Here is a 24209-nt window from a genome sequence, read left to right as displayed (position 1 = left end):
ACGGCACCTCCTTTGAATGTATTTTCAACAATTATTTGATCCTAGCAGAACGTAAAGCCATAAATACAATGGTCCCAATCATAACGATTATAAAGATGAGCAATTCCCAAATGCCAAACCCTACCCTGGTACCTAAAATTGAATAAATCCAACTCCAACTATTATATGCAAGGAAAATAGTGATCTCAGCCTTAATAATATGAACCATTAGTCTTGCATTTTTATATTGGCCCTCTATATTTCTTTCCGTTAAGTTAGAATAATTATATAAATGAGGAAATTTCTCCAGAATAGTCATGCCATCCCATATAATAAAAGTAATTAATGGAAGGATTCAAACAAAAGCTTTATTTCCCCATCCATCTGCAACATCATTTCCATTAAAATGAATTGGGATCCTATTTGGTAAACATGGGTACATTATTATGATATATATCACGTTTCCAATTATTATTAGCAAACAAATGATATCTAGTAAGATTTCCATCTTTGACCTATGGATGTTTAACTTAGGACGCTTTTGCAATTGCATAAACCATCTCACCTCTCTTATTTATTTACGTACAGTTGAAGAGATGGTTTCATAAGCTAGAAAAGATTAAGTCTGGACATAGAAAAACTTATCATTCGATTCCAAAACACTTACCTTTTATAAACAACATCATGCCATCTCTTTATAATATGAGATATTTGCACCCTAGATTCTTGTCCTCTGTCCATAAATCCCAATCGAAAATATAATGATTTTAGGAAATTCATTATATTCGTTCTTGTTCTATAAAAATGAAATGAATAACGTTCCACCTTAAATATTTCGTCCAAAGAACTACTGATTGTTTGGAGCCAATCTCCTAACAACTCATCGCTCAATCCTTTATCCAGAAGTGCATCGATTGCAAATAACAATCTTTCATCCTCATCATCTATATAACTCCCATTCTTAAATAAACAAGAACGAATAGTTTCTAATGCATCCGGTATTTGTGATGGATAAAAAACGGGATGGGAAATAGCTGTCGTTAACAGGTCTGCTCCATGCGCAATACTGTGTGCCCATCCTTTTTCCTCCACAAATCCGCGAACATCATTTTCTTTCTGTAAATAAAGAAAACTGCTTTGAATACTTTTTTCTACAAGCTCTTTGGAAAGAAATCTTTCTTCAATATCTTGATTTAAAATCAACTGAGCAGCAAGAGCAGAAAAAGAACGTTTAAATACCGAATCTGAATTTACTTCCCCGATCTGGAAGAATAAATAATTTGCTCCTATGCTGGTTTCCAATATTCTTTCCATTAGACTAAAACCAATTAAGCTATTTTCTACTAACCGGCAAAAAGTTAAATGAATCAGGTCATCCCTTAATACAGAATCCGTATCTCCAATATATTTCAACATCATATCGATTAGTTTGTCTTGATTTAATAAAGAAATCTCTTCATCTTTCATGTTTTTTATTATTAGTAGTTGTTCTTTTAAATTCATTCCATACCCTCATTACCATTTTTTATTTTTCCAGTATATTCTTTTCTTATCTTCACAACTGGAAATATCATGATGGATTATCGACACAATTTCTTGGAATATCTTTAGATACATACGAACCTTTGAATAATATCTATTACTTCTCTCGGTCTAATATCAATAAAAGCGCATTCCTCGATATACACCCATACCGGCTCATATGTCCCTCTATTCCGTTTTAGATCAGTGAATTCTTCTCCTGCCCCTGTTCCAAATTCACCTTCCATCATCTCCGCAAGATAAAAATATTGTGTTCCATTGTACTCAAGTTTTCCGATTAACTCCCTGATAGCAACTTTAACTCCTAGCTCTTCATAAGCTTCTCTAATTGTGGCTTCTTCCGGTGTTTCCCCTTCCTTAATCCCTCCGCCAGGAAACACATAATATACAGTTCCTTCCCTTGTTCGTTTTATTAGTCCGATTTTCTGATTCTCCTTATCTACTAGCACAACAGATCCTCTATTTCTAATAAGAATACCCCCAAAAAAGTTTCTTCAAATCTAAATCTATTAAACTATTTTATTATTTTGCAAAAACAAATCTAGAATGTTTGTATAGACTTCCGGCTGTGCATCATGGACAAGATGAGATGCAAATGGAACAACGGCAATATGTATATCCGAAATCATTTTCTTGTAAGTTCCCACTCCACAGACTTCATGATCTTTTTCTTCTCCTACGATATACAAAACGGGAATCCTTAGATTCTCTACCTTCCCTGTTTCGTGAAACGGATACCAATCCTCTTTTTTGGCTAGTGAAAGAAATTTAGTCCAGTTATTATTCTCATGTAAAGCATCATAATATGCCCTTGCATTATTATCATTCAGAAGCTGATCCTGTTGCTCTATATCTGCCTTCTGTAATTCTTCCCAGTTGTCCGGTTTTAATGGGATAACTCCCGATATCGACAATGTGTAAACACGATTAGGATATTTTTTGGTAAACATTAATCCCACTATTGCCCCCAAGGAGCAACCAACTATATGGCACTTTTGAATATTTAAAAAATCTATGGTTTCATATAAATCCTCTACGGAATCATAAAAGAAGTTGTCTATTTTGGAACAGGTAGACTTTCCATGACCACGTAAATCAGGCAAAACAATTTTGTAATGTTTGCTAAAAAACTCCGCCTGATATTGAAAATCAGTTTCTCCTGTTTGCAATCCTGTATGAAGAAAAAGTATAGCTTCTCCTTCCCCCAAAATCTTTGTATGTAATATCAATCATTTCCCTCCTAAAGTTTACAGCTTTTATACAAATTCACTAATGTTAGCATCTTTTCCCAAAAATTCATTTTACTTTTATTGTAAACGGACATACTAATATTGCCAAGCTTTCAGACAAACGTTTTCTGATTTTTCCACTACTTGAAGTAAAGAAATATGGAGGAGAAGTAATAGTGAAAAAGGCAGTACTGATGAAGAAAGTAAAATTTGTTCTAAGTCCCATGAAGAAATATGTTCTCGACGGAGGTTTCAGGGGTAGAGTTTTATATACGAAGTATTTAGAGAAAAAGCCATTAAGGGAAAAAACTATTTTATATGAATCCTATCATGGGCAAAGTATGACTGGAAATCCATATGCAGTATTTAAATATTTGATACATCATCCAAATTATAAAGACTTCCAGCATGTTTGGGTTGTTCAAGATTATTCAGTCATCCATGACGAATATAAACAATTGCGTAATGTAAGGTTTGTTCAAAAGGAAAGCAGCAAATATATTAGTTACCTTGCTACTGCAAAATATTTAATAAACGATACTACTTTCCCTTACTACTTTCAAAAAAGAAAAGATCAAATTTATGCAAATATTTGGCATGGTACCCCTCTTAAAACAATGGGAATCGATATTAAAAATCGGGGGAAAACAGATCATAAAAATATTCAGCGAAATTTTCTTTTTACCGATTATATGGTGAGTCCAAATAAATTTACTGCCGAAAAGCTTCTGCATTCTCATGACGCATACAGTATATTTAACGGGAAAGTATTAGATTCCGGTTATCCCCGTGTTGATCTAATGTTTCAAGCGAATAAAGAAGATATAAAGAAAAAATTATCCGTTCCACCCGATAAGAAGGTAATTCTATATGCTCCAACATGGAGAGGAACGTTAGGCAACGAAAAAGATGAAAGTGAAAAGCTATTAAAGGATATACAATACCTAAAAGAACAAATCAGCAGTGAATACACTGTACTATTAAAGTCCCATTATTATGCTCATAAATTTTTCGAAGAACAAGGTTTAGCCCATTTATGTGTTCCAAACATGATAGACACGAATGAAGTGTTGTCGATTGTCGATATTTTAATTACGGACTACTCCAGTATTTTTTTTGATTTTTTACCCTCGAAAAATCCGGTTATCTTTTATGCACATGATGAAGAGGAATATCAAAAAGAACGAGGCACTTATATTCCAATGGACCAATTGCCTGGCCCATTATGTCACCTTTTAGACGAGGTGATAAGTGCAATCAACAATTCTATGACTATAATGGATAATTATCGAGACAGATATAAGAAATTTTTAGACGAGTTTTGCTACCATGACGATGGAAATGCAACCTCTCGCTTTGTCGAGACGGTTTTCGAAGGAAAAGTATCGGATAAACTCTTTCAAACACTCTCTAATAAAACAAAAATCCTTATTTATTGCGGAGGATTTTTAAATAATGGGATTACTACTTCTGTAACAAACTTACTTAACGCCATTGATTATGACAAATATGACGTAACTGTTCTCGATTATGGTGATAACGATAAACAAGAAAAATGGAATAACGTCGAAAAATTAAATAAAAATGTTCGATTTATCCATAGAGTTGGAACATGGAATGCCACTCTATCCGAATGGTACCGTCACGCCTTACTGTTACAAAGAGGTGCCTACTCTTCCTCTATGAAAAAACTACTTCCTAAAAAAATGTACAGAAGAGAGCTTGAGCGAATAATCGGTAATACTCCATACGATATTGGTATTGACTTTAGCGGGTACAGTCCGTTCTGGGCTTCTCTAATTGCTTTTGGGGATTTTAAAAAGAAAAGCATCTATTTACATAATGATATGGGCCAGGAAATGAATAAAAAAGTAAATAATAAATATCCTCATCGTCAAAACCTAAAAGTTATTTTTTCGTTATATAACTATTTTGATAATGTTGTGTCTGTATCCAAGCTGACAAATGAACAAAATAAAAAAAGCTTGAATAAAGTAGTAAAAAATATGGACAGGCGTATGAAATATGTCATCAATAATATTGATTATGAAAAAATCCTTGCAGGGCGAGAGGAATTTTCCGAAGAATTGGTTATAAACTTCAAGAACAAACATTATATGCTGTCAATATCTAATGATCATCACAATCATCTGGAATTAACAGGGTACCGGATACCTGATGAAAAGGATATTAATTTTATCAATATTGGCAGGCTCAGCCCGGAAAAAGATCATGAAAAATTAATTGCAGCCTTTTCCCATATTGCAGCAAGACATCCCAATACGAAGTTATTTATCGTAGGAGATGGAGATTTAAAAAAATCTTTACTGGAGTTGGTAAAAAAACTAAAGTTGGAGGAAAAAGTCATCTTTACAGGACAAATCAGCAATCCATATGCCCTATTAAACAAATGTGATTGCTTTATCCTTTCCTCTAATCATGAGGGGCAGCCCATGGTGCTCCTAGAAGCCCTAACCCTTGGAAAACCTGTAATTGTTACGGATATTCCTGGTTCGAGAAGTGTTGTTGAAGGCGGTCATGGTTTAATTGTTGAAAATTCCATTAAAGGATTAATAGATGGAATGGAACATTTTATAAACGGAGAAGAGCTTTTTGAGAAACAATTCGATTATGTAAACTATCGAGAAGAAGCGATGAAAATGTTCTATGAAACAATTTGCTTGATGGAAAACCAAATCGGTTAATCCATTTTAATAAATTTTGTGTATGAAACACCTCATTCATTATTCAGAGGTGTTTCGTTTTTTAATAGTTCTACAAACTGTTTAATAATACCCGCTGTTAATCCCCATATCACATAATCTTCGTAGTAGTAAAAATACTCATCCAAATGTCTTGTCTGCCATTTATATTTTTGCCCTCCGCGAATATGCTCGTAAGGAAACCCATCTTCAGGTGCTGCTTTGAAATGAACTTTAAAACAATCAGGTGGATTGGAAATAAAATGGGTCAAGGGAACCGTAAACACTTTATCTACTTCTGATGGATTAGGATTCAAGATCTCGTGTTTTGATATATATCCAACAAAAGGGTATATGATAGTGCCGAACGGTGAAATTGTATAATCCAATGGAGCAATAATAGAGATGCATTCATTTGGAATCCCTAGTTCCTCTGAGGTTTCTCGAATGGCTGTATATTGTTCATTTTTATCTCCCTTATCCATCTTTCCTCCAGGGAAACAAATTTCGCCAGGCTGTCTTCTAAGACTTAGTGCGCGTACTTCTAGCAATAAATGAATTTCATCATCCACTTTTAATAATGGCAGCAGAACAGCATATTTAGTAAAATGTTGTGCCCCCATAATAGACGGTATTCGATTTTCTAAGTTTGTCTTTATTTTTTCGATATCCATCTCAAAACACCTCCATTTTGAACACACTCTTATTTTAGCATGTTAATTTTACATATGTTATTCGCCTTAAAATGGGAAATTCCTTCGTAGGAAAGTTCTATTCCTTCACTAGGTACTGTCACAGCTTCTTCATGATTATCATCATTATGGAAAAATATATATGGTATAATTTTCATGCGGAAAATTCTAATAATTAACCAAAATTTTTCATATTGGAGATGGTGATGCATATTGGTACAAACGGAAAAAAGCCTAATTGGGAGTTGGAAGCTTCCCATATTACTTTTGTTTGGGATAGGAATTTCAGGTTTAGGTGATTATGTTTATCTTATTGCCATTAATTTGCTTATTTTAAAGATGACCCATTCTGCTGCAGCTGTAGCCGGGCTATGGATTATAGGTCCAATCATTGCGATACTGACAAATTTTTGGTCAGGCGGCTTTATTGATCGAGGGAATAAACGAAAAATATTAATCATTACAGATTTTGTCCGGGCCATTTCAGTAGCCATCATTCCATTACTATCTTCTATTTGGTCCATTTATCTCATGCTTATTATCATAAGTCTTGCAAAAGCATTCTTTACCCCAGCCTCAACTACCTATATTACGAAATTGATTCCTTCTCAGCAACGGAAACGGTTTAATTCCATTAATAGCCTTGTAAGATCTGGTGCATTTATTGTTGGTCCTTCAATCGCAGGTGCCTTATTTCTATTTAGCTCTGTTGACATTGCCATTTATATAAATGCATTTAGTTTTGCTTTTTCAGCATGTATTTTATTCTTAATGCCTAATCTGGATGAAAAGTTGAAAATTTCTGATTCCCAAAAAACTAGGACATATAAAATACTTCTGAATGATTGGAAGGATGTAATCGGGGCATATAAGAAACAAGCTTTTGTTTTTCTAGTCTACAGTTTATATCTTGGCACGATTATCTTTACTTTTGCTATGGACGCGCAAGAGGTTGTCTTCACCCAAAAGGTTATTGGACTTAGTGAAACGGAATTTAGCTTGCTTGTTAGTATTACAGGAATAGGATACTTACTCGGATCCATATTTGTTTCATTTATGTCACATCATCTTAGCATTAAACAATTAATTGGAATAGGAATAATGCTTATGTCCGCTGGATATATTATCTATTCTCTTTCCCACCATTTCACAACCGCAGTAATTGGTTTTACCATACTGGGGATATTTAACGCCTTTTCCAGCACAGGGTTTACTACGTTTTATCAAAATAATATCCCAATTGAAATGATGGGGAGGATTTCCAGTATTTTAGGTGTATTCCAGAATGCTGCTCAAGTTATTTTCCTATTATTTATCGGCTTTCTTGGAGACATATTTTCACTACGGAGCATCATTGTAATTTTATCTATTTTTAACTTTTTCATCGCATTAATAATAACCTTTCTTATTTTTAAACCGGAAAAAAATTTGTATTTTATGGAGCCCTCAGAAAAAAAGGAAAGTTTGTAAAAAATACACGTATAAAACGGTTGTATCAACACAAATTAATAATAAAATTGGACCCGCAAATAAATATTAAAAAATGAGTATTATCACGCAAATGTCACAAACTACAGTATTGGTGTATTTACAATATGCACATTTTTCCTTTATAATTATAAATTGATGGATACACATGGTACAAAGGAGGGATACATATGGATCGCATGTACAGAGTATTAGGATTTTGGACTGCTATGTTTACTGTAATGTTTTATCTATTGGGATTAGATAAAACGGCTTTATTATTCCTTGGACAAACAGGATTTTTTGTATTACTAAGTTATTTAAAATTATCAGAACGTATGTATATGTATATTTTTGGTGCATATTTAACCGTGTTTTTCGCAGGATTTACATACTATACAACTTTCTTAATGGTACCAGGTGCAGAATAATGAACAAATGCGAAAGCGCCGCAGCTCTGGCGTATGGATTTCGTAGTCTTCGACTGAGATAAAGGAAACACAGTGAGGTAGTTCACGAACTGATGTTGACTTATCGTAGGGAGGAGACGGAGAAATCCACTAGCCGATAGGCGCTGTAGCTAGACGTAGATAACTTTTATAAAGAGGTTTTCTACAGTGTGAAATTATAAAAAAAGACTCTTTTATGGAGTCTTTTTTTAATATCCGTTTAAAAACGGATTCAAGTTAATTTCTTTTTCAATGGTTGTAGTCGGGCCATGTCCTGGAAGAACCTTTGTTTCTGCCGGCAATATCAATAATTTTTCTTCGATGCTATTTAGTAATTGCTCATGACTTCCCCCAGGTAAATCAGTTCTGCCAATGCTTCCTTGAAATAAGGTATCACCCGCAAAAACAGTATTTATGTCTTTTACATAAAAAGACACGCTACCTGGTGAATGACCTGGTGTCTCAAATATTTCAAAAGTAAATTCGTCGATAGTCAATTTACCTTCCACTTTTAACAATTTATCTGCAGGTGAAGCAATAATGGATCTTCCATTTAAAAATAATTGGGACCCATTTAGAGAAGGATCAGTTAACCAACTTGCTTCTTTTTCATGGACATAAACAGGAATCTTGAAAGCCTTTCGGATCACCTCTACTGCCCCGATATGATCAAAATGAGCATGTGTTAATAATATCGCCTTTGGTTGTAGCTCTTCCTTTGCTAAGTATGTGATTAATTTGTCTCCTTCCGAACCTGGATCAATAATAATACAATCCTTTTGTTGATTGTAAAGCACATAACAATTTGTTTGTAAAAGACCAAGAGGAATTTGCTTCCATTCCATTTCAAATCAACCTCCACTTCTTCGTCCATTCTATCATGAGAGGATGAGAAATAAAAAAGACTGAAAAATTTATTCATGAAATTTACATGTAAGGGTAAACTATGACAAACAACTTTCACTTTTTCAACTCGACAAAATTTATGAGAAAATGTAATATAATATAGAGTGCCATTATTTACATAAGATTCATACAAAGGAAAGGGGTTTGTGAGACATGGGTACTGTAATTATCTTTGCTCTTGTAACACTACTAGCTTTATTCGCAGTATTTAAAACGATCAAAAATAGAAATCCGCTTGGATTTATTTGGGCAATTCTTTCAGTGTTGGTTTTTGGATTCTTTACAGTCATGACCGTTATTAATTCTGGATATCCGGCAACTGTATAAAAAAAGGGCCAATTTTAAGGGCCCTTTTTTTCATATTCAACAATTGATTTTATTTTTCCATTATTCAAGTTGATAAGTTGATTCAATTGATTACCGTATAAACACATTGTTCCATCTGGAGAAAGGGAGATAGGTTGATTTTTCAGCTCATCCGTTATCATTTTTTTCTCCTTCCTCTGAATATCAAATTGGATCAACTGGAACTTCCCGCTATACTCATCGATAGAACCACCCTCACTAGGAACAAAGGTCAAAAATTGATTTCGAAGGAAATCATAATTTGGCACAAGCCAATTATCATACTGATTAAGATGTGGAACCTCAAAAGTAAACAATTCATTTAATTCCTGATTATAAAAATGATACACAGCCTGGTCCTTATGATTTTCTGGTATAGTGATCGTCATTAAGTACGGTGAATATGCTGCAAACTTATAAATTCTTGGAAATAATGTTTTTGCCAAATCGGAACCGGATAAGGAAACAGAACGTAATGGAGCAAAAAAATGCATCTCATTATCTTTCCAGTCTTGAAATAGAATTCCGTCTCCATTAAACCATTTCACAAATGGATCTGCTGCCGGATATTTTTTAAACGTGCGATTTTTAACATCCAATACATGTACTTGATAACTCCAATCTTCAAAAAAGACCGTTGTTAAGATCAAATCGGGATTATTATTATTCCAATCAAAGCTTAAATCATAGGAAGGTACTTTTCTTGTAAAAAGAACTTTTCCATTAAGATTTATCACATTAATCTCTGCCATGTAAGTTAATGATGCAGAATGGATTAACAGCTTCTTTTTATCTGGAGCAATTACTACATTTTTGACTGGGTTATCTGAAGTATATAAAATATGCTTTTGTCCATCCAACAAATTATAACGATAAATATTCGTATTGTTTTTATCTTCCGCTACATATACCACTGTATTATTATTCAACCATCCGACGATTTTTTGAAAGGAATCCTCTTCTATAATAAGTGGTTTTACTTTATCGTAGGGTGATTTCGTGGATTGTTTGTGTGTTGTTGTTATTTTATTTTCACGATGATGACATGCGGAAAGTGAAAACATGAACATAACAAGGAGGATGAATTGTAGAATCTTCCAATAAAGACTTTTATCTTTTCTCACTATTTCTCCATCCCCCTACGCTAACATGTTTTTCGAATTTCTATTTTCATTATATTATAAGCAAAGTAAAATATTAAAATTGTTTCATAAACATTATAATACTATGACAATTATTCAAACCCCCTTATAAAAACGAGGACCCGCTTTATTTGCGGGCTTTGTAAAATCTCAGGAGATCGCCATATATAATTTTATCTGAATACATGAATACTCTTGATTCTTCTCCAATAAAAGGTTTGCATCGCCTTACGTCTACTTCTGTTCCAGTCTTCCGCAAATAACATCTATTTGCTGTCCAAAGATATTGATCCGTGACAAATCTGCCGTCTCTAAAAATGACGTGTTGTTTATATGACGGTGAAAGCAAGTCATGGCCAAATTGTACATCATTTCTTGTATTTATCCCCATTAGATGTAGTAAAGTAGGTCTTATATCAATCTGACCTACGACTTTAGAAAAAGTTATACCTCTACCATGGTCTGTTATTCCTGGAATATGAATGATAAGCGGTATCTTTTGCAAATTAAACGTATCGTAAGGGGTGATTTCCTTTTCGAAATATTGACTCATAGCAGCTTGATGATTTTCTGATATTCCATGATGATCGCCATACAAAACAATAATGGATTTATCATAAAGTTTTTCATCCTTCAGCTTTTGAATAAATTTCTTTATCGCTTCATCTTCATATCTTACCGTCGTAAAATAGCGATTTACCACGGAGTCATTGGAATCATATTCTTCTATGAGCCTATCCTCTACGTTTAATCTAAAAGGATGGTGATTGGTAAGTGTAATCATTTTCACATAAAACGGCTTCGAAAGTTTCTTTATTATATCTATAGACTGTTCAAAAAATGGAATATCCTTCAATCCCCATCCGACCGAATTATCCGTTGTTATAGTATAAGAAGTGGAAGAAAAGAATTTCTGATATCCAATTGCCTTGTACATGATATTACGATTCCAAAAGCTTTTGTTATTAGCATGCATTGCAGCGGTATAATACCCATGATCTTGCAGGCTTTTAGCCAAGGAATGATACGTGTTGCTGCTATGTGTAAAAAATACTGCTCCTCGATTTAATGGATATAGGGAATTTTCCACTAAAAATTCAGCATCAGAGGTTTTTCCTTGTCCTGTTTGATGATACAGGTTAGAAAAATAATAACTTTCTTTCATAAATTGGTTTAAAAACGGTGTAATTTCCTTTCCATTCATTTTCGAATGAATGACAAAGTCTTGTGTAGATTCCAAGGAAACAAGGATTAAGTTCCGCCCTTTTGCTAATCCAAAAAATTCTTTATTCGGAGGTGCATAATTTGCTCGAATATAATTTTGCGTATCTATCAATTTCGTACCATCTGCAAATGCCTTCTGAGCAGATGATTTTGACTGGAGGATTAAATCATATAATTGATAGTTATAAGTACCTAGGTTTTTGACAAGCAGCTTTCGGTCAAAAGTTCTTGTTAAAAGCTGCGGTCTTACTAGTTCCGAAAAAATAAGGTTTAAAAACAATACAATACAGGCAATCGAAAAATATAAGCGTCGGTGTATTATTGTTCTTAAGGGAGAAATGCTTTCAAATAATAAGCTTTTTTTTGAAAATAGTAATAACATTAAAGTGTCTGCGAAAAAAATAATATCCCACCATTTAATTTCTGCAAAAACACTATCCCCGAGTTCCCCAAAATTACTCGTTTGAAAAAGAATGGGAATCGTAATAAAGTCATTAAAAAAACGGTAAAAAACAATATTTGCATACAAAATAACAGACAAAAATAAACTCGATAAAATGATAAAACGAAACTGGCTTTTTACTGTTTTAAAAAAAAGACATGCTCCAAAAAGTAACATTAAAAAACCGATGGGATTAATAAGTAATATGATCCCCTGTATGATATTGGCAGGCTTGAAATGAAAGCATGTCAAGTAAACTATATATGTTTTTACCCAAAGCAAAAAGGTTGCAATGACCGGTAAGAAAATGCCTGCCCTGCTATTACGAAACATTAATATCGAAACCTCCATCTTACAATGGAATTTATTTCTGGTTGTAATATTAATATAGTGGGCATTTATATACATTTCATACCAGTCTTGCAACCATTTTATTTAAATGCTTAACTGCTTTAATGTTTATTTTTTGCTAACCATGCTGCTCCTAGAATGCCTGCATCATTTCCAAGTGTTGCAATCGCAAGTTCTGTTGACGCAGAAACAGCGGAATAAGCAAACTGATTGAAGTATTTTTGTAATGGATTTAATAATAAATCTCCCGCTTTTGATACTCCACCACCGATGACAATTTTTTCAGGATTGAGCACATTTCCGATGTTTGCGAGAACTAGTCCTAAGTGAAGCATAATCTGTTCAATGATGGATGCGGATAAGGTATCCCCTTGATTCATACAATCAAAAACATCTTTCGCTTCAATTGAACCCTTACTTATGTAAAGATCCTTCAAAGAAGATTCCCCTTCGTATTGGATGATAGTATCTTTTGCAACCCTTACAATACCTGTAGCAGAAGCAACCGTTTCAAGACAACCCGTTTTTCCGCAGTTACAAGGAGCTCCGCCTTCTGGAATAATCGTAATATGGCCAATTTCACCCGCTGCCCCTTTTACTCCTTGGACAATGTCGCCATTAACGATTATTCCTCCCCCTACACCTGTTCCTAAAGTTACGCAGGCGATGTTTTTTGCTCCATTCCCTGCCCCTTTCCACATTTCCCCTAATGCTGCACAATTTGCATCATTATCAATTTCAACTGGCAAACCACTTAAATCACTAAGCAATTTTACAATTGGATAATTCTTCGGCCAACCGAGGTTTACCGCTTCATAAATAATTCCTTTTTCTTTATCCACGGCTCCCGGTGCTCCCATGCCAATCCCTATTAATCTTTCTTTCGTTTCTCCAAGCTCAACCATTTTTCTTTGAATGGAATCCGCAATATCAGGTAAAATATTTTTCCCTTGCTCCGACTTATCCGTTGGTATTTCCCATTTATGAAGAATCTCTCCATCCTCTTGAATAAATGCTAGCTTAACACTCGTTCCCCCTAAATCTACTCCTACAATCCATTTGCCTTCCAACCATCTCACCCTTTCCCATGATTTTTTTCTTTCTCTATTTCCATTCTTAATATCAATAGAGCATTTTGAAATTCATCCTTTTGAATAAGCCCCATTTTATATAATTCTTTTATCTCTGTTGCCATTAGTTCAAGGTCCAAAACCCTTTCCCCAACGTAGATAATAATTCCAAATCGTTTCAATAGTTGTTGAACATCGTATACTGTTTTCACCTAGAACACCGGCTTTCTTGCTTATCACTTAAACTCTTTACGGAATTTGGTTGATTCGATTAAGTAAATCCTTATATTTTTTATCATCTGTAAGTTTTACAGCTTTCTCTGCTTCTTTTTTTGCCGCCGATTTATTTCCTTCATATAAATAAACTAAAGCTAAATTAAAATGTGCGTTAGGTAAGTTCGGCTCCATTTTTATTGTTTGAATTAGATGCTCCTTCGCTTCGGAATATTTCTTTAATTGAATTTCCACATAGGAAAGCTGAAAATATGTATCAGCATTCCCTTTTCTTTTTGACACATATTCGTTAAGCAGCTCGTATGCTGCATCATAATTGCCTTCATTTATTTGTTTTTGTGCCACTGAATTCACTACATCCGGAGGTGAATAATTGCCGCCGTGATATCCAATGAATAATCCTCCAATAGAAATGGCTAATGTTAATACGAATGCCCCCATTTGAATAGTAAGTCTTTTTTTCTTAGGAAAGTGTACAATTGCAGCCGCCAAAAAGCCTCCTACCAATCCTCCGATATGGCCAAAATTATCGATACCGGAGACGGAGTATCCAAAAACTAAATTTATGATAATGACCACGATTACATTTGTACCCATTGTCCTGAAAAAAAGTTTCGGATAGATGGCTCCTAAATACAGCAATGCTCCAAAGCATCCAAAAATAGCTCCGCTTGCACCGGCAGAAACACTGCTACTAAAAAGAAAACTCGCAAGCGTTCCAGTAAACCCAGCAATTAAATATATAATCAAAAAACGTATTCGTCCATAAATCCGCTCTATAGTAGGGCCTAAATAATAGAGGGCTAATGAATTCATTATTAGATGGATAATGCCAATATGAAGAAAAATTGGGGTAATAAAACGCCACCACTGTCCTTCGATAATGAATGGATTATACTTGGCACCAAAGCGAATTAAGTTTTGTATATTGGAGCTTCCACCCGTTATTTCCAGCAATAAAAAGACAATTATTTGAATACCGAGGAGTATGTATGTAAAAAGCGGTTTCCCATTATCAAATAGCCGTTGTTCTTCCTGTGTTCGTGAAACGGCATTTGTTAAGACAGTATCCCTAAGATACTGCACATCCTCTTCTTCATAATGATCTTTAAGTGAAATAGAAATATGCTGTTGGACAAAGTTGCTGATTTGTTGAATCCCATTTTCCACATCAGTGCTTTCAATTAACCTATTATATACAATCGTCTTTCCTTTATTGATCGCCAATGGAGATTTCAGGACTGATTGATAGTCATCCACCGGTGGATATGTACTTACATAAATGTTTAAAACGTTCAGACTTCTTTTCATGAAGTGTTTACGTAGCTTTTCTGCTTGGATACATGTATGCTCAGCATCCCTTTTTAACCAATTTCCCCAATCAAGATCATACCTAAGCATTCTTATTATTTGGGCATTTTTATTGGATGTGTCCTCCAACCAAATTTCTCGGTAATCTTCACTAATTTGAATGAGACGATACTTTTTTTCTACAATAAAAAAATAAGCTAGCCTCCAAAACAAAAAGTCCTGCGTACCGCTCAATCTTTTCCCCGCCTTTAAGTATAGAAATTTATTTATATTATTTGATTAATATTTACTATAACGAAAAAATAGACCACCTGTAAAGCAATACATATGCGCTTCAACAGGTGATCTTATTTTTTCATATATTTTTACCGAAACGTATTTTCCATGAACTTGTTGCGAATTCCTGGAATGCTCATTACTGCTCGAATGGCTACTTTCCGAATCCAGTAGCTTCCAAATACAATATTTAATATTTTATATCTGTATTTTATAATACCAGCTATTAAGACAAAAGGAACAATCCATTTCATGATAGTACCCAATCATTTTCCCTCCATTGCTTTTTATTTTAGTATGTGGAGTGGATCTGGATTTATCCAATGATTTAATACTAGAAACTAAAATAATCCTTCTCTGTCATAATAGCTTTCACTGGGATATCATGTTTTTCCACCGGAAGCACTTGACATAATTGTAAAGAAAATGCTAAGGACATTGTTTCTCCATTAAAATGCTGTAAATAACGATCGTAGTAGCCGCCACCAAAGCCTATTCTGTAACCATAAAAATTAAAAGCTACCCCCGGCACGATGATTAAGTCCAGTTCTTGTTGTCTTACTTCATCTGTTTCATCTTCTTTTGGTTCATATAACCCAAAATAGACGGATTCTAACTGTGTAAAGGAAGTAATTTGTCTGAACACCATTTGTTTTGTTTCAGGATGGCATTTTGGAACAACCATTCTCTTTCCTTCCAGCCATCCGCTTCGAATGATTTGCCATGTATCAACCTCAGGCGGACGTGATATCGTTAAGGCGACGGTATTTGCCTTTTTCCAAACAGGTAATTGATAAAGTTTTTTGGCAATCTCAAAAGAATGTTGTTCATAAGTGCTTTTATCTAACTTTTTTAGATCACTCACTATTTTCTGCCGAATCTCTTTCTTTTCCATCCCATCCCCCGCCTTTTTGCTTATATGAAAAAAGCAGCAGGAAATTTCCTACTGCTTACTTTGTTTCACGGTGTGTTGTTGTACGTTTTTCTCTTGGACAGTATTTTTTAAGTTCAATACGGTCTGGATTATTACGTTTATTTTTTGTTGAAATATAGTTACGCTCACCGCACTCAGTGCAAGCTAATGTTATATTTACACGCATGTTTTTCCCTCCAAACTTCATTGCATTCTCAACTATTCATACGACTTTTCTATAATATCATTTTTTTTAAGGAAATGCTAGTCCGTTTTTCACCTTCATTATGCATATGTTCTACTAATTATGCTAGATATGAAAATTTGTTTATGATATAACTTTAAATAGTACATGAGGAGGAGTGGGATTTTGAACTCTTTAATCTTTTTATTATTAATACTGTCCATCCTTTTATTCATTATTTCCTTTTTTCAAAAAGACCGAACATCTAGCGTTGAAAAAGAGGTGGAAGAGCTTTCTTTGAATCTTTATCAGGAAACATATCAATTAAAAAAACGAATGAAGGTTTTGGAGGAAGAACTTTTAATGGACGGGAATGGATCTCAGAATCAATCTTTTTCACCGCCGCGAAATGAAATAAATGCGATTTTAAAAAATCAGGTTATTGCATTACATAAACAAGGTTTAAATGTAGAACAAATTTCCAAGCAGTCTGCTTTACCCATAACGGATGTGCAAAAAATTATTTTACAGCTAAGCTAATGCAAGGAATGTGAGAGGAGATAATAATGGATAGAAGAACTACAAGAGCATTTGCTTCTGGCCTTTTATTTACATCCTTATTATTAATGGGATATCAGCATTTTTACAGTGGTAAGGACTCAAATTCTATAAAAGAAGGGTATAAATCGGTTAAAATTAGCGAGCTCAACAGTCTCCAAAGTGAAGTAACTACTTGGAAACAAAAATATAACCAGCTCAAAAAAGAAGAGGCAAAGGAAGTACAATCAAAGGAAAATCCAAAACAAACAATTGTTAAATATCATTTATCTATAACAAGCGGAATGACACCAGAAAAGATTGGGACAAGACTTAAGACAGGTGGAATTGTAAAGGATGGCAAGAAATTTGTACAGTATTTAATCGATCATCATTATCATAGTAAAATTCAAATTGGAGAATACGAACTGAATAATAATATGAGTTTTGCAGAAATTGCAAAAAGCATTACAAAAGGAAGATAATCGGCAACAAAACATGTTGCTGATTATCTTCCTTTTTATTCATTCTCGTTAGCATCTGAATTAGCCTCTACCTTCTTGGCATCCTCAATATTTTCAACCTTTTGGGTTGATTCTGCATTACTTAATCCTTCTTTTTCCCTTTTCTCCTTTAAATCGAAATATGCTTTAAACACTGCATCCGCAATTTCAAGGTTGACATGTGTTTTATCCGTTAAGTTATATGGTACAACAACTGATAGTGCAACTTCCGGATTATCGTACGGGGCATATCCGGCAAAAGTTACGTTCCAAGTCCAAATAATTTCATTAGGTTTACGATTTGGACCATCATATACCGACTGAGCTGTACCAGTTTTCCCAGCAATTTTATATTGTTTATTATGAATTCCACCATAAGCCGTTCCTAACGGATCGTTCACCACTAGCTTTAGACCTTCTTGCACATGTTTCACCCAATCACTTTTCATATCAACTTTATTTAGGATTTTCGGTTGAATACCATGGGCAATCGGTCCGAGCTCATCCGATTTAACATTTGGCTCCCGAATTTCCTTTACGATATGCGGTTGTAAGCGATAGCCTCCATTTGCAATGGTTGAGATATATTGTACGAGCTGAAGCGGGGTATACGTATCGTATTGTCCAATCGCAAAGTCTAATACTTTCCCACTTTCAGGAGGGATACCTCCGCCAATTCCTGCAGATTCCCCAGGTAGATCTATACCGGTTTTCACTCCAAGGCCAAATTGAGAAAAGTTATTCCGAAATTTCTTAATTGTTTCTATTTTATCAAATAATAATGGGCCATGAGGAACATAATTTTGTCCTCCAACTTTCATAGCCAATTTAAACATGTATACATTGGAAGATCTTTTAAGTGCATATAAATCATTGATGTTTCCAAAGCCAATGCCATTCCATGATTTCTTTACATCTGTACTTTTTAAATATATAGGCTCATCCCTAATTATCTCATATGGTTTAATAGCTCCTGTTTGATACCCAGTCAATACGGTTGCACCTTTTACAGCTGATCCCATAGAATAGGAGGAATTCATATTTCCAAGTGCATAATCATTTATTTCGGTTTTTCCTGTTTCTTTATCCTTTACATATTGTTTACCTGCCATAGCTAATAGCTCTCCGGTTCTCGGATTCATCACCGATACAAATGTACGATCCAAATACGGCTGGCCCATTCGTGCTTTTCCTAGTTTGTCTTGAATAATTTTCTCTACAGCCTGCTGAAGATCAATATCGATGGATAAGACTAAATCATCTCCTCTTTTCCCTTTTCGAATCACTTTCGATTCTAATACATTTCCTGTCTTATCTGTTTTATTTTGGACTTTTTCTTTTTCTCCTTTGAGCACATCCTCATACTGATATTCAAGATAGCTTTTTCCGACACGGTCATTCCGGCTGTACCCGAGTGCTGTATAATACTGTGCTTTTTCTTTAGGCAATCCTTCTTTTGAAGAGGTAACTTTCCCAAGGACTGAACCAAGAACGGTATCTCCGGATTCATTTTTAAAGACAGTAAATCGGTCCCAATCAATCGTCGTGTCCACACCTGGAAGCTTATCTAAATTTTCACTTACTACGGCAAATTCTCTTGGTGTAACATCTCTTTTAATGATTTGGGTAGTTAAGGCGTATCCATTCATTTCACGATAAATGGCTAACACTTCTAATTCCTGCTTTGTAAAAGACTGAATATCTTTTTTGGTAATTCGATTAAGTTGAAGCTGATAACTTTTTGCATTAATTTCTTTTTGATCAAGATGAGCCTTTTTAAATGCGGCTAAATCTTGATCGGTAATTAGAGCTTTTGCTTCATCAGGATGAGTAAGAATCCAAAAATCTTTCCGATCCCTTTCTGTTATCGCTTTAAAATCATCTTTAGAGTCTTTATTTATTAGTTTTGCCAGCTTGCGAGCCACTTCCAGCTTCAATTCAGGTTTTGCCGATTGCGGAATCGTATATGTAATGGCATTTAGCGGTTTATTTCCTACAATCAGCTTACCATTGCGGTCAAAAATTAGCCCCCGTGGTACCGGGTTATAAACTGAAACATCATTTGTTTTATTTATTTCCTTCTTGTAATCCTCACCATGAACGATTTGAACAATCCCTAATCGTAAAATAAGAACGGAAAACAGTAAAAAGACAATTAAAAATAACAGGTTCATTCTTAACAGGACAAATGGCTTTTTTTTATTTTTCACCGTTTCCATTTCAATACCCCCACTGCATAATTTTTCCTTTCTACAATTGTAAAGGATATATCCAATGTATTCCATAAGAAAATAAAAAATATTTCATTTTAATAAAAAAACCGTTTAGTCTTTAAAGACTAAACGGTCAACAAAATTATTGTGCTGAGCTCGAAGTATTAGTAGAAGAATTTGTAATCTTTGCATCCTTAGCATTTTCAACTTTTTGAGTTGAGTTAGATTTATCGAGTCCTTCTTTTTCCCTTTTCTTTTTTAAATCAAAGTAAGCTTTAAATACTTGATCAGCTATCTCTAAGTTAACGTGTGGGTCAGCTTGTGTCCCTTCATATGACCAAGGAACAACAACGGATATTGCCACTTCCGGATGATCATATGGTGCATAACCGGCAAAAGTAACATTCCAAGTCATTGGAGGTAATTCATTTCTTTTCCAATATTCACTAGCTTTTGGACCATCATATAAACCTTGTGCGGTTCCAGTTTTTCCTGCTACTTTATATTCTTTATTAATATGACCATATGCAGTACCGCCTTGTTCATTTACTACTTCCCATAATCCTTTTTTAACATGGTCAATCCATGAAGATTTCATGGATAAAGTATTTAAAACATTTGGTTGAATCTCATCGATAATTGGTCCTAATTCATCTGATTTCTCACTTGGTTCACGTATCTCTTTAACAATATGAGGTTGTATACGATAACCACCATTTGCAATTGTAGAAATATATTGTACTAGCTGTAATGGAGTGTAAGTATCATATTGTCCGAACGCAAAGTCTAATACGTTACCGGATTCTTTTGGAACTCCACCGCCATAACCAGCAGATTCGCCTGGTAAATCAATTCCTGTTTTGACTCCTAAACCAAATTGATTAAAATTATATCTCAGTTTTTTTATTGCATCTAATTTATTGATGCTTAATGAGCCATTCGGTACATAAGTATATTGTCCGCCAATTTTCATAGCGATTAGCATCATGTACACGTTTGATGATCTTTTTAAAGCGGTTAAATCAGATATTGGTCCCATTCCATACGGTGTCCAAGATTTTTTCACCTTCGTGCCTGCAAATTTTAAAGGCTGGTCTACTTGCACCTCGCCAGGATGAATAACTCCTGTTTGATAACCAGTCAATACGGTTGCAGCCTTTACAACAGATCCCGGTGAATACGAAGTTGTCATATTTCCTAAGGCGTAGTCAGCTAATACGGTTTTACCTGTTTTTGGGTCAGTGACATATTGTTTTCCCGCCATTGTCAAAAGGTCGCCTGTATTTGGATCCATAACAGAGACAAATGCCCTATCCAAAAATCGATGCCCAGGTTTATTTTTGGCTAATTCTTTTTCAATTATTTTCTCCACTTGCTGCTGAAGGTCAATATCAATAGATAAGACTAAATCGTCCCCTCTTTTTCCCTTGCTGACAACCTCAGATTCAAGAACATTCCCTGATTTATCCGTTTTATTTTTAACTTTTTCTTTTTGTCCCTGAAGAACATCTTCATATTGATACTCTAGATAACTTTTACCAACGCGGTCATTACGACTGTAGCCGCGTGATAGATAATAATCGACTAGCTCTTTCGGTAAACCTTCCTTGGATGAGGACACATTTCCAAGTACAGAACCAAGAACAGCGTCACCTGTATCACTTTTAAATACGTTGTAACGTTCCCAATCGGTAGTAGTATCCACCCCTGGAAGTGAGCTCAAGTTTTCATTAACCACCGCAAATTCCTTTGGAGTAACATTCTTATTTTTAATAATTTGCGGAGAAAGTGCATAACCGCTGGACATTTCTCGATAAATAGCTAGAACTGCAAGCTGTTGTTTAGAAAATGAATTGATTTCTTTATCTGTAATTCGATCTAATTGCATTTGATAGATATCGCTGTCGCTTAATTTACCGTCTTTTAGCTTCTTCCATTCTGCATCTGTAATTTTAGCTTTCGCCTCATCTGGATGAAGCATAATCCAATAATCTTTACGATCTCTTACCGTAATGGATTTTAAATCATCTGGTGAGTCTTTTTTTATTAATGTTGCTAATTTTCTTGCCTCATTGAGCATTTCTTCTTGTGATGTTGTTTTTGATCTAGTATACGTTATTGCATTCAACGGTTTGTTTCCAACAACCAATTTATGATTTCGATCATAAATTTTCCCTCTTGGAACGGATGTATCTACTGTTACATCTTCCGTGCGTGCAATCTCTCGTTTATAATCCTGACCATGTACAATTTGAACAATTCCCAGCCGAAGAATTAAACAGGAAAATAGCACAAAAACAACAAAAAACAACATATTCATCCTTAATGGAACATGTGTCCTTTTCTTTTTTTTCGTTTTCTTCAATGTTCTCGGGTCCTTCCTGCATTTAATTATTCATTCTTATATTGTAAAGGAACAAGCCTTATTATTCTACAGGTAGAATCAAGAAAAGTACGAATGGATTACCTATTGTCAAAAAATATTCAAAGACAATCGACAAAAGTCGACTGTCTTGTTGTTAGCCCGATGATTGAATTTTTACTCGTCTGATAAAAAGGGAAATGCATAAATGACCAGCACCGATAATCATTAGTAATATTGGAATGCTTTTCTGTTCATTGAAGAAGGAGATAGCAAAAATAAAACATAGGATGGAGACGACACGACCGCAATTAAGAAAAAGCTCCCTGACAACAATATATTCTATCCTTGCTTCAGCTGCTTTCCAACCTTTGCCGATTACATCGTATGTCATCGAAATATATGGAACTAATATCATTGGATACGCAAGCGCAATAATGGCTCCATAAATTAATAATCGAGGAAATGTGACCTCGAACACGATGACATAAATAGCTAAATATAGAAACAAGCCTCCTAATAATATCGACTTTTTGCGGTATTTGGTTTTAATCAACCTAGAAGCAAGAGAATAGCCAATAAAGGATATTCCAGAGTTAATAAGCCCAAACGTGCCAAGTGCAAATTCGCTTCCTGTTGATATAAAAACAAATACCGAAATGACAAATACAAAGGTTCCATCTCGTAAACCTTGAACAAAATGAGCATTTGTGATTAAACGCCAATTTTGATTATTTTTTCTTTCTTGCAAAATCCTTTTAAACAAATAACTGCCGTGTGCTGGTCTGCGCTTTAAAAAAAAGCTCGTTACTACTGCTACACCGAACAGTAATAAAGATAGACCGAATACAATGGTATAACCAATGTTGGAGGCAAGTCTAGAAATGATGAATCCAGCTAATATTGGTCCAATCATCCCCCCCGCCGAATTTAATGTCCCTAAAAATCCATTAAAAAAATCTCTTGTTTCCGGTTCCGTAATCTCAAACGTTAAAACATTAAACGCCAACCAATAAAAGCCATAGCCTATTCCTAATAAACCGCCTAAAATTATAATAAAATGGGATGCGCTACTCCCAAAAAAGAGAACAGATAAATAAAAAAGTGCTAAAAAAGTAACACCAATCCTTAGCACAATCACCCTGTCAATTTTTTTCGCCCATCTTCCTGCCAATATAAATGTAAGCGGCTGTAAAACTACAACAGATAAATTATAAATTGCCAAATCCAAAAATTCTCCGGATTGCTTCCATAAATAAATATTGACGAATGTATTGGATAAAGAAATACTGATTGAATATAAGCCACCAATAAGCAGTAACAAGGTCAAATCCCTTGTTAATTCAACCTCACCTAACAGCTTTTGTAATTTACTCATTTAAAACTCCCCTTTTTCATCCTTTATATTTTTTAGAAAAAGGGGTGACATTATACATAAGAATGTTAGAAGTTATAAGTTGGCTATAAAAGAAGTAATGTATAAATACAAAAAAGCATCGAACCAATGGTCCGATGCTTTATTTCATTATTTTCCTGCTTCGTAAAGCTTAGAAACTTCGTCCCAGTTCACTACATTCCAGAATGCTTTAATGTAATCAGGACGACGATTTTGATAATTCAAGTAATATGCATGTTCCCAAACATCTAATCCTAATAATGGAGTTTTACCTTCCATTAATGGGTTATCTTGATTTGGTGTACTAGTAACTTCTAATTCACCATTGTTTAGAACTAGCCAAGCCCAGCCTGAACCGAAACGTCCAGCTGCAGCAGCAGCAAAATCTTCTTTGAATTTATCAAAGCTGCCAAACTTGCTATTGATTGCGTCTGCTAATGCTCCTGTTGGCTCACCGCCTCCATTTGGAGAAAGAAGCTTCCAGAATAGAGAGTGGTTTGCATGTCCGCCACCATTATTGCGTACAGCAGTACGAGCTGCTTCTGGAACAGCGTCTAAATTAGAAATTAAATCCTCTACAGATTTGTTTAATAATTCATCTTGACCTTGAAGTGCATTGTTCAAGTTAGTTACATAAGTATTGTGATGCTTTGTGTGGTGAATATTCATTGTTTCCTTGTCAATATGAGGCTCAAGAGCATCATATGCGTATGGTAATTGCGGTAATTCAAATGCCATTT

The 24209-nt window shown here is 34.7% G+C and carries 24 protein-coding genes; 6 read left to right on the top strand and 18 right to left on the bottom strand.

Translation table 11 applies throughout. The features are described 5' to 3' along the window. Window positions 1–334 precede the first annotated feature (334 nt). The 4 genes from AN964_RS27475 to AN964_RS08590 all read right to left on the bottom strand — a co-directional run bounded on the left by AN964_RS27475 (window position 335) and on the right by AN964_RS08590 (window position 2750). Window positions 335–487 (bottom strand): DUF1648 domain-containing protein, encoded by a 153-nt coding sequence (locus AN964_RS27475; RefSeq protein ID WP_367591775.1) that lies wholly within the window; start codon window positions 485–487, stop codon window positions 335–337. Between the two features lie 155 nt (window positions 488–642). Continuing rightward, a complete protein-coding gene (locus AN964_RS08600) occupies window positions 643–1482 on the bottom strand; it encodes a DUF2785 domain-containing protein (protein ID WP_055739283.1) in 840 nt (279 codons plus the stop codon). Window positions 1483–1586: 104 nt separating this feature from the next. Further along, on the bottom strand, window positions 1587–1970 hold the full coding sequence (locus AN964_RS08595) for an NUDIX hydrolase (RefSeq protein ID WP_244885863.1): 384 nt from the start codon (window positions 1968–1970) through the stop codon (window positions 1587–1589). 60 nt (window positions 1971–2030) lie between these two features. Continuing rightward, window positions 2031–2750 (bottom strand): alpha/beta fold hydrolase, encoded by a 720-nt coding sequence (locus AN964_RS08590; RefSeq protein WP_055739281.1) that lies wholly within the window; start codon window positions 2748–2750, stop codon window positions 2031–2033. 176 nt (window positions 2751–2926) lie between these two features. On the opposite strand from AN964_RS08590, the gene AN964_RS08585 reads away from it, so the two are divergent. Then, entirely contained in the window at window positions 2927–5455 is a 2529-nt protein-coding gene (locus AN964_RS08585) for a glycosyltransferase (RefSeq protein WP_055739280.1), read from the top strand. Window positions 5456–5487: 32 nt separating this feature from the next. On the opposite strand, the gene AN964_RS08580 is transcribed toward AN964_RS08585, so the two are convergent. Continuing rightward, window positions 5488–6126, bottom strand: coding sequence for an NUDIX hydrolase (locus AN964_RS08580; RefSeq protein WP_055739279.1), 639 nt, complete (start codon window positions 6124–6126; stop codon window positions 5488–5490). Window positions 6127–6357: 231 nt separating this feature from the next. Here AN964_RS08580 and AN964_RS08575 point away from each other — a divergent pair, with 231 nt between their 5' ends. After that, window positions 6358–7614 (top strand): MFS transporter, encoded by a 1257-nt coding sequence (locus AN964_RS08575; RefSeq protein ID WP_183102052.1) that lies wholly within the window; start codon window positions 6358–6360, stop codon window positions 7612–7614. Between the two features lie 188 nt (window positions 7615–7802). Then, window positions 7803–8042 (top strand): DUF2626 domain-containing protein, encoded by a 240-nt coding sequence (locus AN964_RS08570; protein WP_055739278.1) that lies wholly within the window; start codon window positions 7803–7805, stop codon window positions 8040–8042. Window positions 8043–8269: 227 nt separating this feature from the next. On the opposite strand, the gene AN964_RS08565 is transcribed toward AN964_RS08570, so the two are convergent. Then, complete coding sequence (locus AN964_RS08565; protein ID WP_055739277.1) at window positions 8270–8905, bottom strand: MBL fold metallo-hydrolase; 636 nt, start codon at window positions 8903–8905, stop codon at window positions 8270–8272. A gap of 214 nt (window positions 8906–9119) precedes the next feature. Here AN964_RS08565 and AN964_RS25410 point away from each other — a divergent pair, with 214 nt between their 5' ends. Further along, window positions 9120–9293 (top strand): DUF2759 domain-containing protein, encoded by a 174-nt coding sequence (locus AN964_RS25410; protein WP_083489263.1) that lies wholly within the window; start codon window positions 9120–9122, stop codon window positions 9291–9293. 14 nt (window positions 9294–9307) lie between these two features. On the opposite strand, the gene AN964_RS08560 is transcribed toward AN964_RS25410, so the two are convergent. The 8 genes from AN964_RS08560 to rpmG all read right to left on the bottom strand — a co-directional run bounded on the left by AN964_RS08560 (window position 9308) and on the right by rpmG (window position 16461). After that, window positions 9308–10435, bottom strand: coding sequence for a YqgU-like beta propeller domain-containing protein (locus AN964_RS08560; RefSeq protein ID WP_055739276.1), 1128 nt, complete (start codon window positions 10433–10435; stop codon window positions 9308–9310). Window positions 10436–10580: 145 nt separating this feature from the next. Further along, window positions 10581–12452, bottom strand: a complete 1872-nt coding sequence (locus tag AN964_RS08555) for an LTA synthase family protein (RefSeq protein WP_055739275.1) — start codon at window positions 12450–12452, stop codon at window positions 10581–10583. A gap of 119 nt (window positions 12453–12571) precedes the next feature. After that, complete coding sequence (locus AN964_RS08550; protein ID WP_055739274.1) at window positions 12572–13540, bottom strand: ROK family glucokinase; 969 nt, start codon at window positions 13538–13540, stop codon at window positions 12572–12574. Window positions 13541–13545: 5 nt separating this feature from the next. Further along, window positions 13546–13752, bottom strand: a complete 207-nt coding sequence (locus AN964_RS08545) for a YqgQ family protein (protein ID WP_055739273.1) — start codon at window positions 13750–13752, stop codon at window positions 13546–13548. Between the two features lie 37 nt (window positions 13753–13789). Then, entirely contained in the window at window positions 13790–15319 is a 1530-nt protein-coding gene (locus AN964_RS08540; RefSeq protein ID WP_055739272.1) for a rhomboid family protein, read from the bottom strand. 131 nt (window positions 15320–15450) lie between these two features. After that, window positions 15451–15627, bottom strand: a complete 177-nt coding sequence (gene yqgO / locus AN964_RS26300; protein WP_161809224.1) for a protein YqgO — start codon at window positions 15625–15627, stop codon at window positions 15451–15453. Window positions 15628–15695: 68 nt separating this feature from the next. Continuing rightward, window positions 15696–16256 (bottom strand): 5-formyltetrahydrofolate cyclo-ligase, encoded by a 561-nt coding sequence (locus AN964_RS08535; RefSeq protein ID WP_055739271.1) that lies wholly within the window; start codon window positions 16254–16256, stop codon window positions 15696–15698. Between the two features lie 55 nt (window positions 16257–16311). Next, window positions 16312–16461: a 50S ribosomal protein L33 gene (gene rpmG, locus AN964_RS08530; protein WP_055739270.1), complete on the bottom strand. Its 150-nt coding sequence runs from the start codon at window positions 16459–16461 to the stop codon at window positions 16312–16314. Between the two features lie 183 nt (window positions 16462–16644). Here rpmG and AN964_RS08525 point away from each other — a divergent pair, with 183 nt between their 5' ends. Together AN964_RS08525 and AN964_RS08520 are read left to right on the top strand one after the other, a co-directional pair. Next, complete coding sequence (locus AN964_RS08525; RefSeq protein WP_126647720.1) at window positions 16645–16998, top strand: hypothetical protein; 354 nt, start codon at window positions 16645–16647, stop codon at window positions 16996–16998. Between the two features lie 26 nt (window positions 16999–17024). Beyond that, entirely contained in the window at window positions 17025–17480 is a 456-nt protein-coding gene (locus tag AN964_RS08520; RefSeq protein ID WP_055739268.1) for an endolytic transglycosylase MltG, read from the top strand. Window positions 17481–17515: 35 nt separating this feature from the next. Here AN964_RS08520 and AN964_RS08515 read toward each other — a convergent pair whose 3' ends face one another. The 4 genes from AN964_RS08515 to sodA form a co-directional block, all read right to left on the bottom strand. After that, window positions 17516–19717: a peptidoglycan D,D-transpeptidase FtsI family protein gene (locus AN964_RS08515; RefSeq protein ID WP_055739267.1), complete on the bottom strand. Its 2202-nt coding sequence runs from the start codon at window positions 19715–19717 to the stop codon at window positions 17516–17518. A 136-nt stretch (window positions 19718–19853) separates the two neighbouring features. Continuing rightward, complete coding sequence (locus AN964_RS08510) at window positions 19854–22076, bottom strand: peptidoglycan D,D-transpeptidase FtsI family protein (RefSeq protein WP_055739266.1); 2223 nt, start codon at window positions 22074–22076, stop codon at window positions 19854–19856. 154 nt (window positions 22077–22230) lie between these two features. Next, window positions 22231–23451, bottom strand: a complete 1221-nt coding sequence (locus AN964_RS08505; protein ID WP_055739265.1) for an MFS transporter — start codon at window positions 23449–23451, stop codon at window positions 22231–22233. 147 nt (window positions 23452–23598) lie between these two features. After that, window positions 23599–24207 carry a superoxide dismutase SodA gene (sodA, locus tag AN964_RS08500; RefSeq protein ID WP_055739264.1) on the bottom strand — a complete coding sequence of 203 codons (609 nt, stop codon included), beginning with the start codon at window positions 24205–24207 and terminating at the stop codon, window positions 23599–23601. Between the last annotated feature and the right edge of the window lie 2 nt (window positions 24208–24209).

Origin of the sequence: Heyndrickxia shackletonii (assembly GCF_001420715.1) — a bacterium.
GTDB lineage: Bacteria > Bacillota > Bacilli > Bacillales > Bacillaceae_C > Margalitia > Margalitia shackletonii.
The sequence above is the reverse complement of the archived record's forward strand: the minus strand, read 5'-3'. Positions and strand labels throughout refer to the sequence as shown.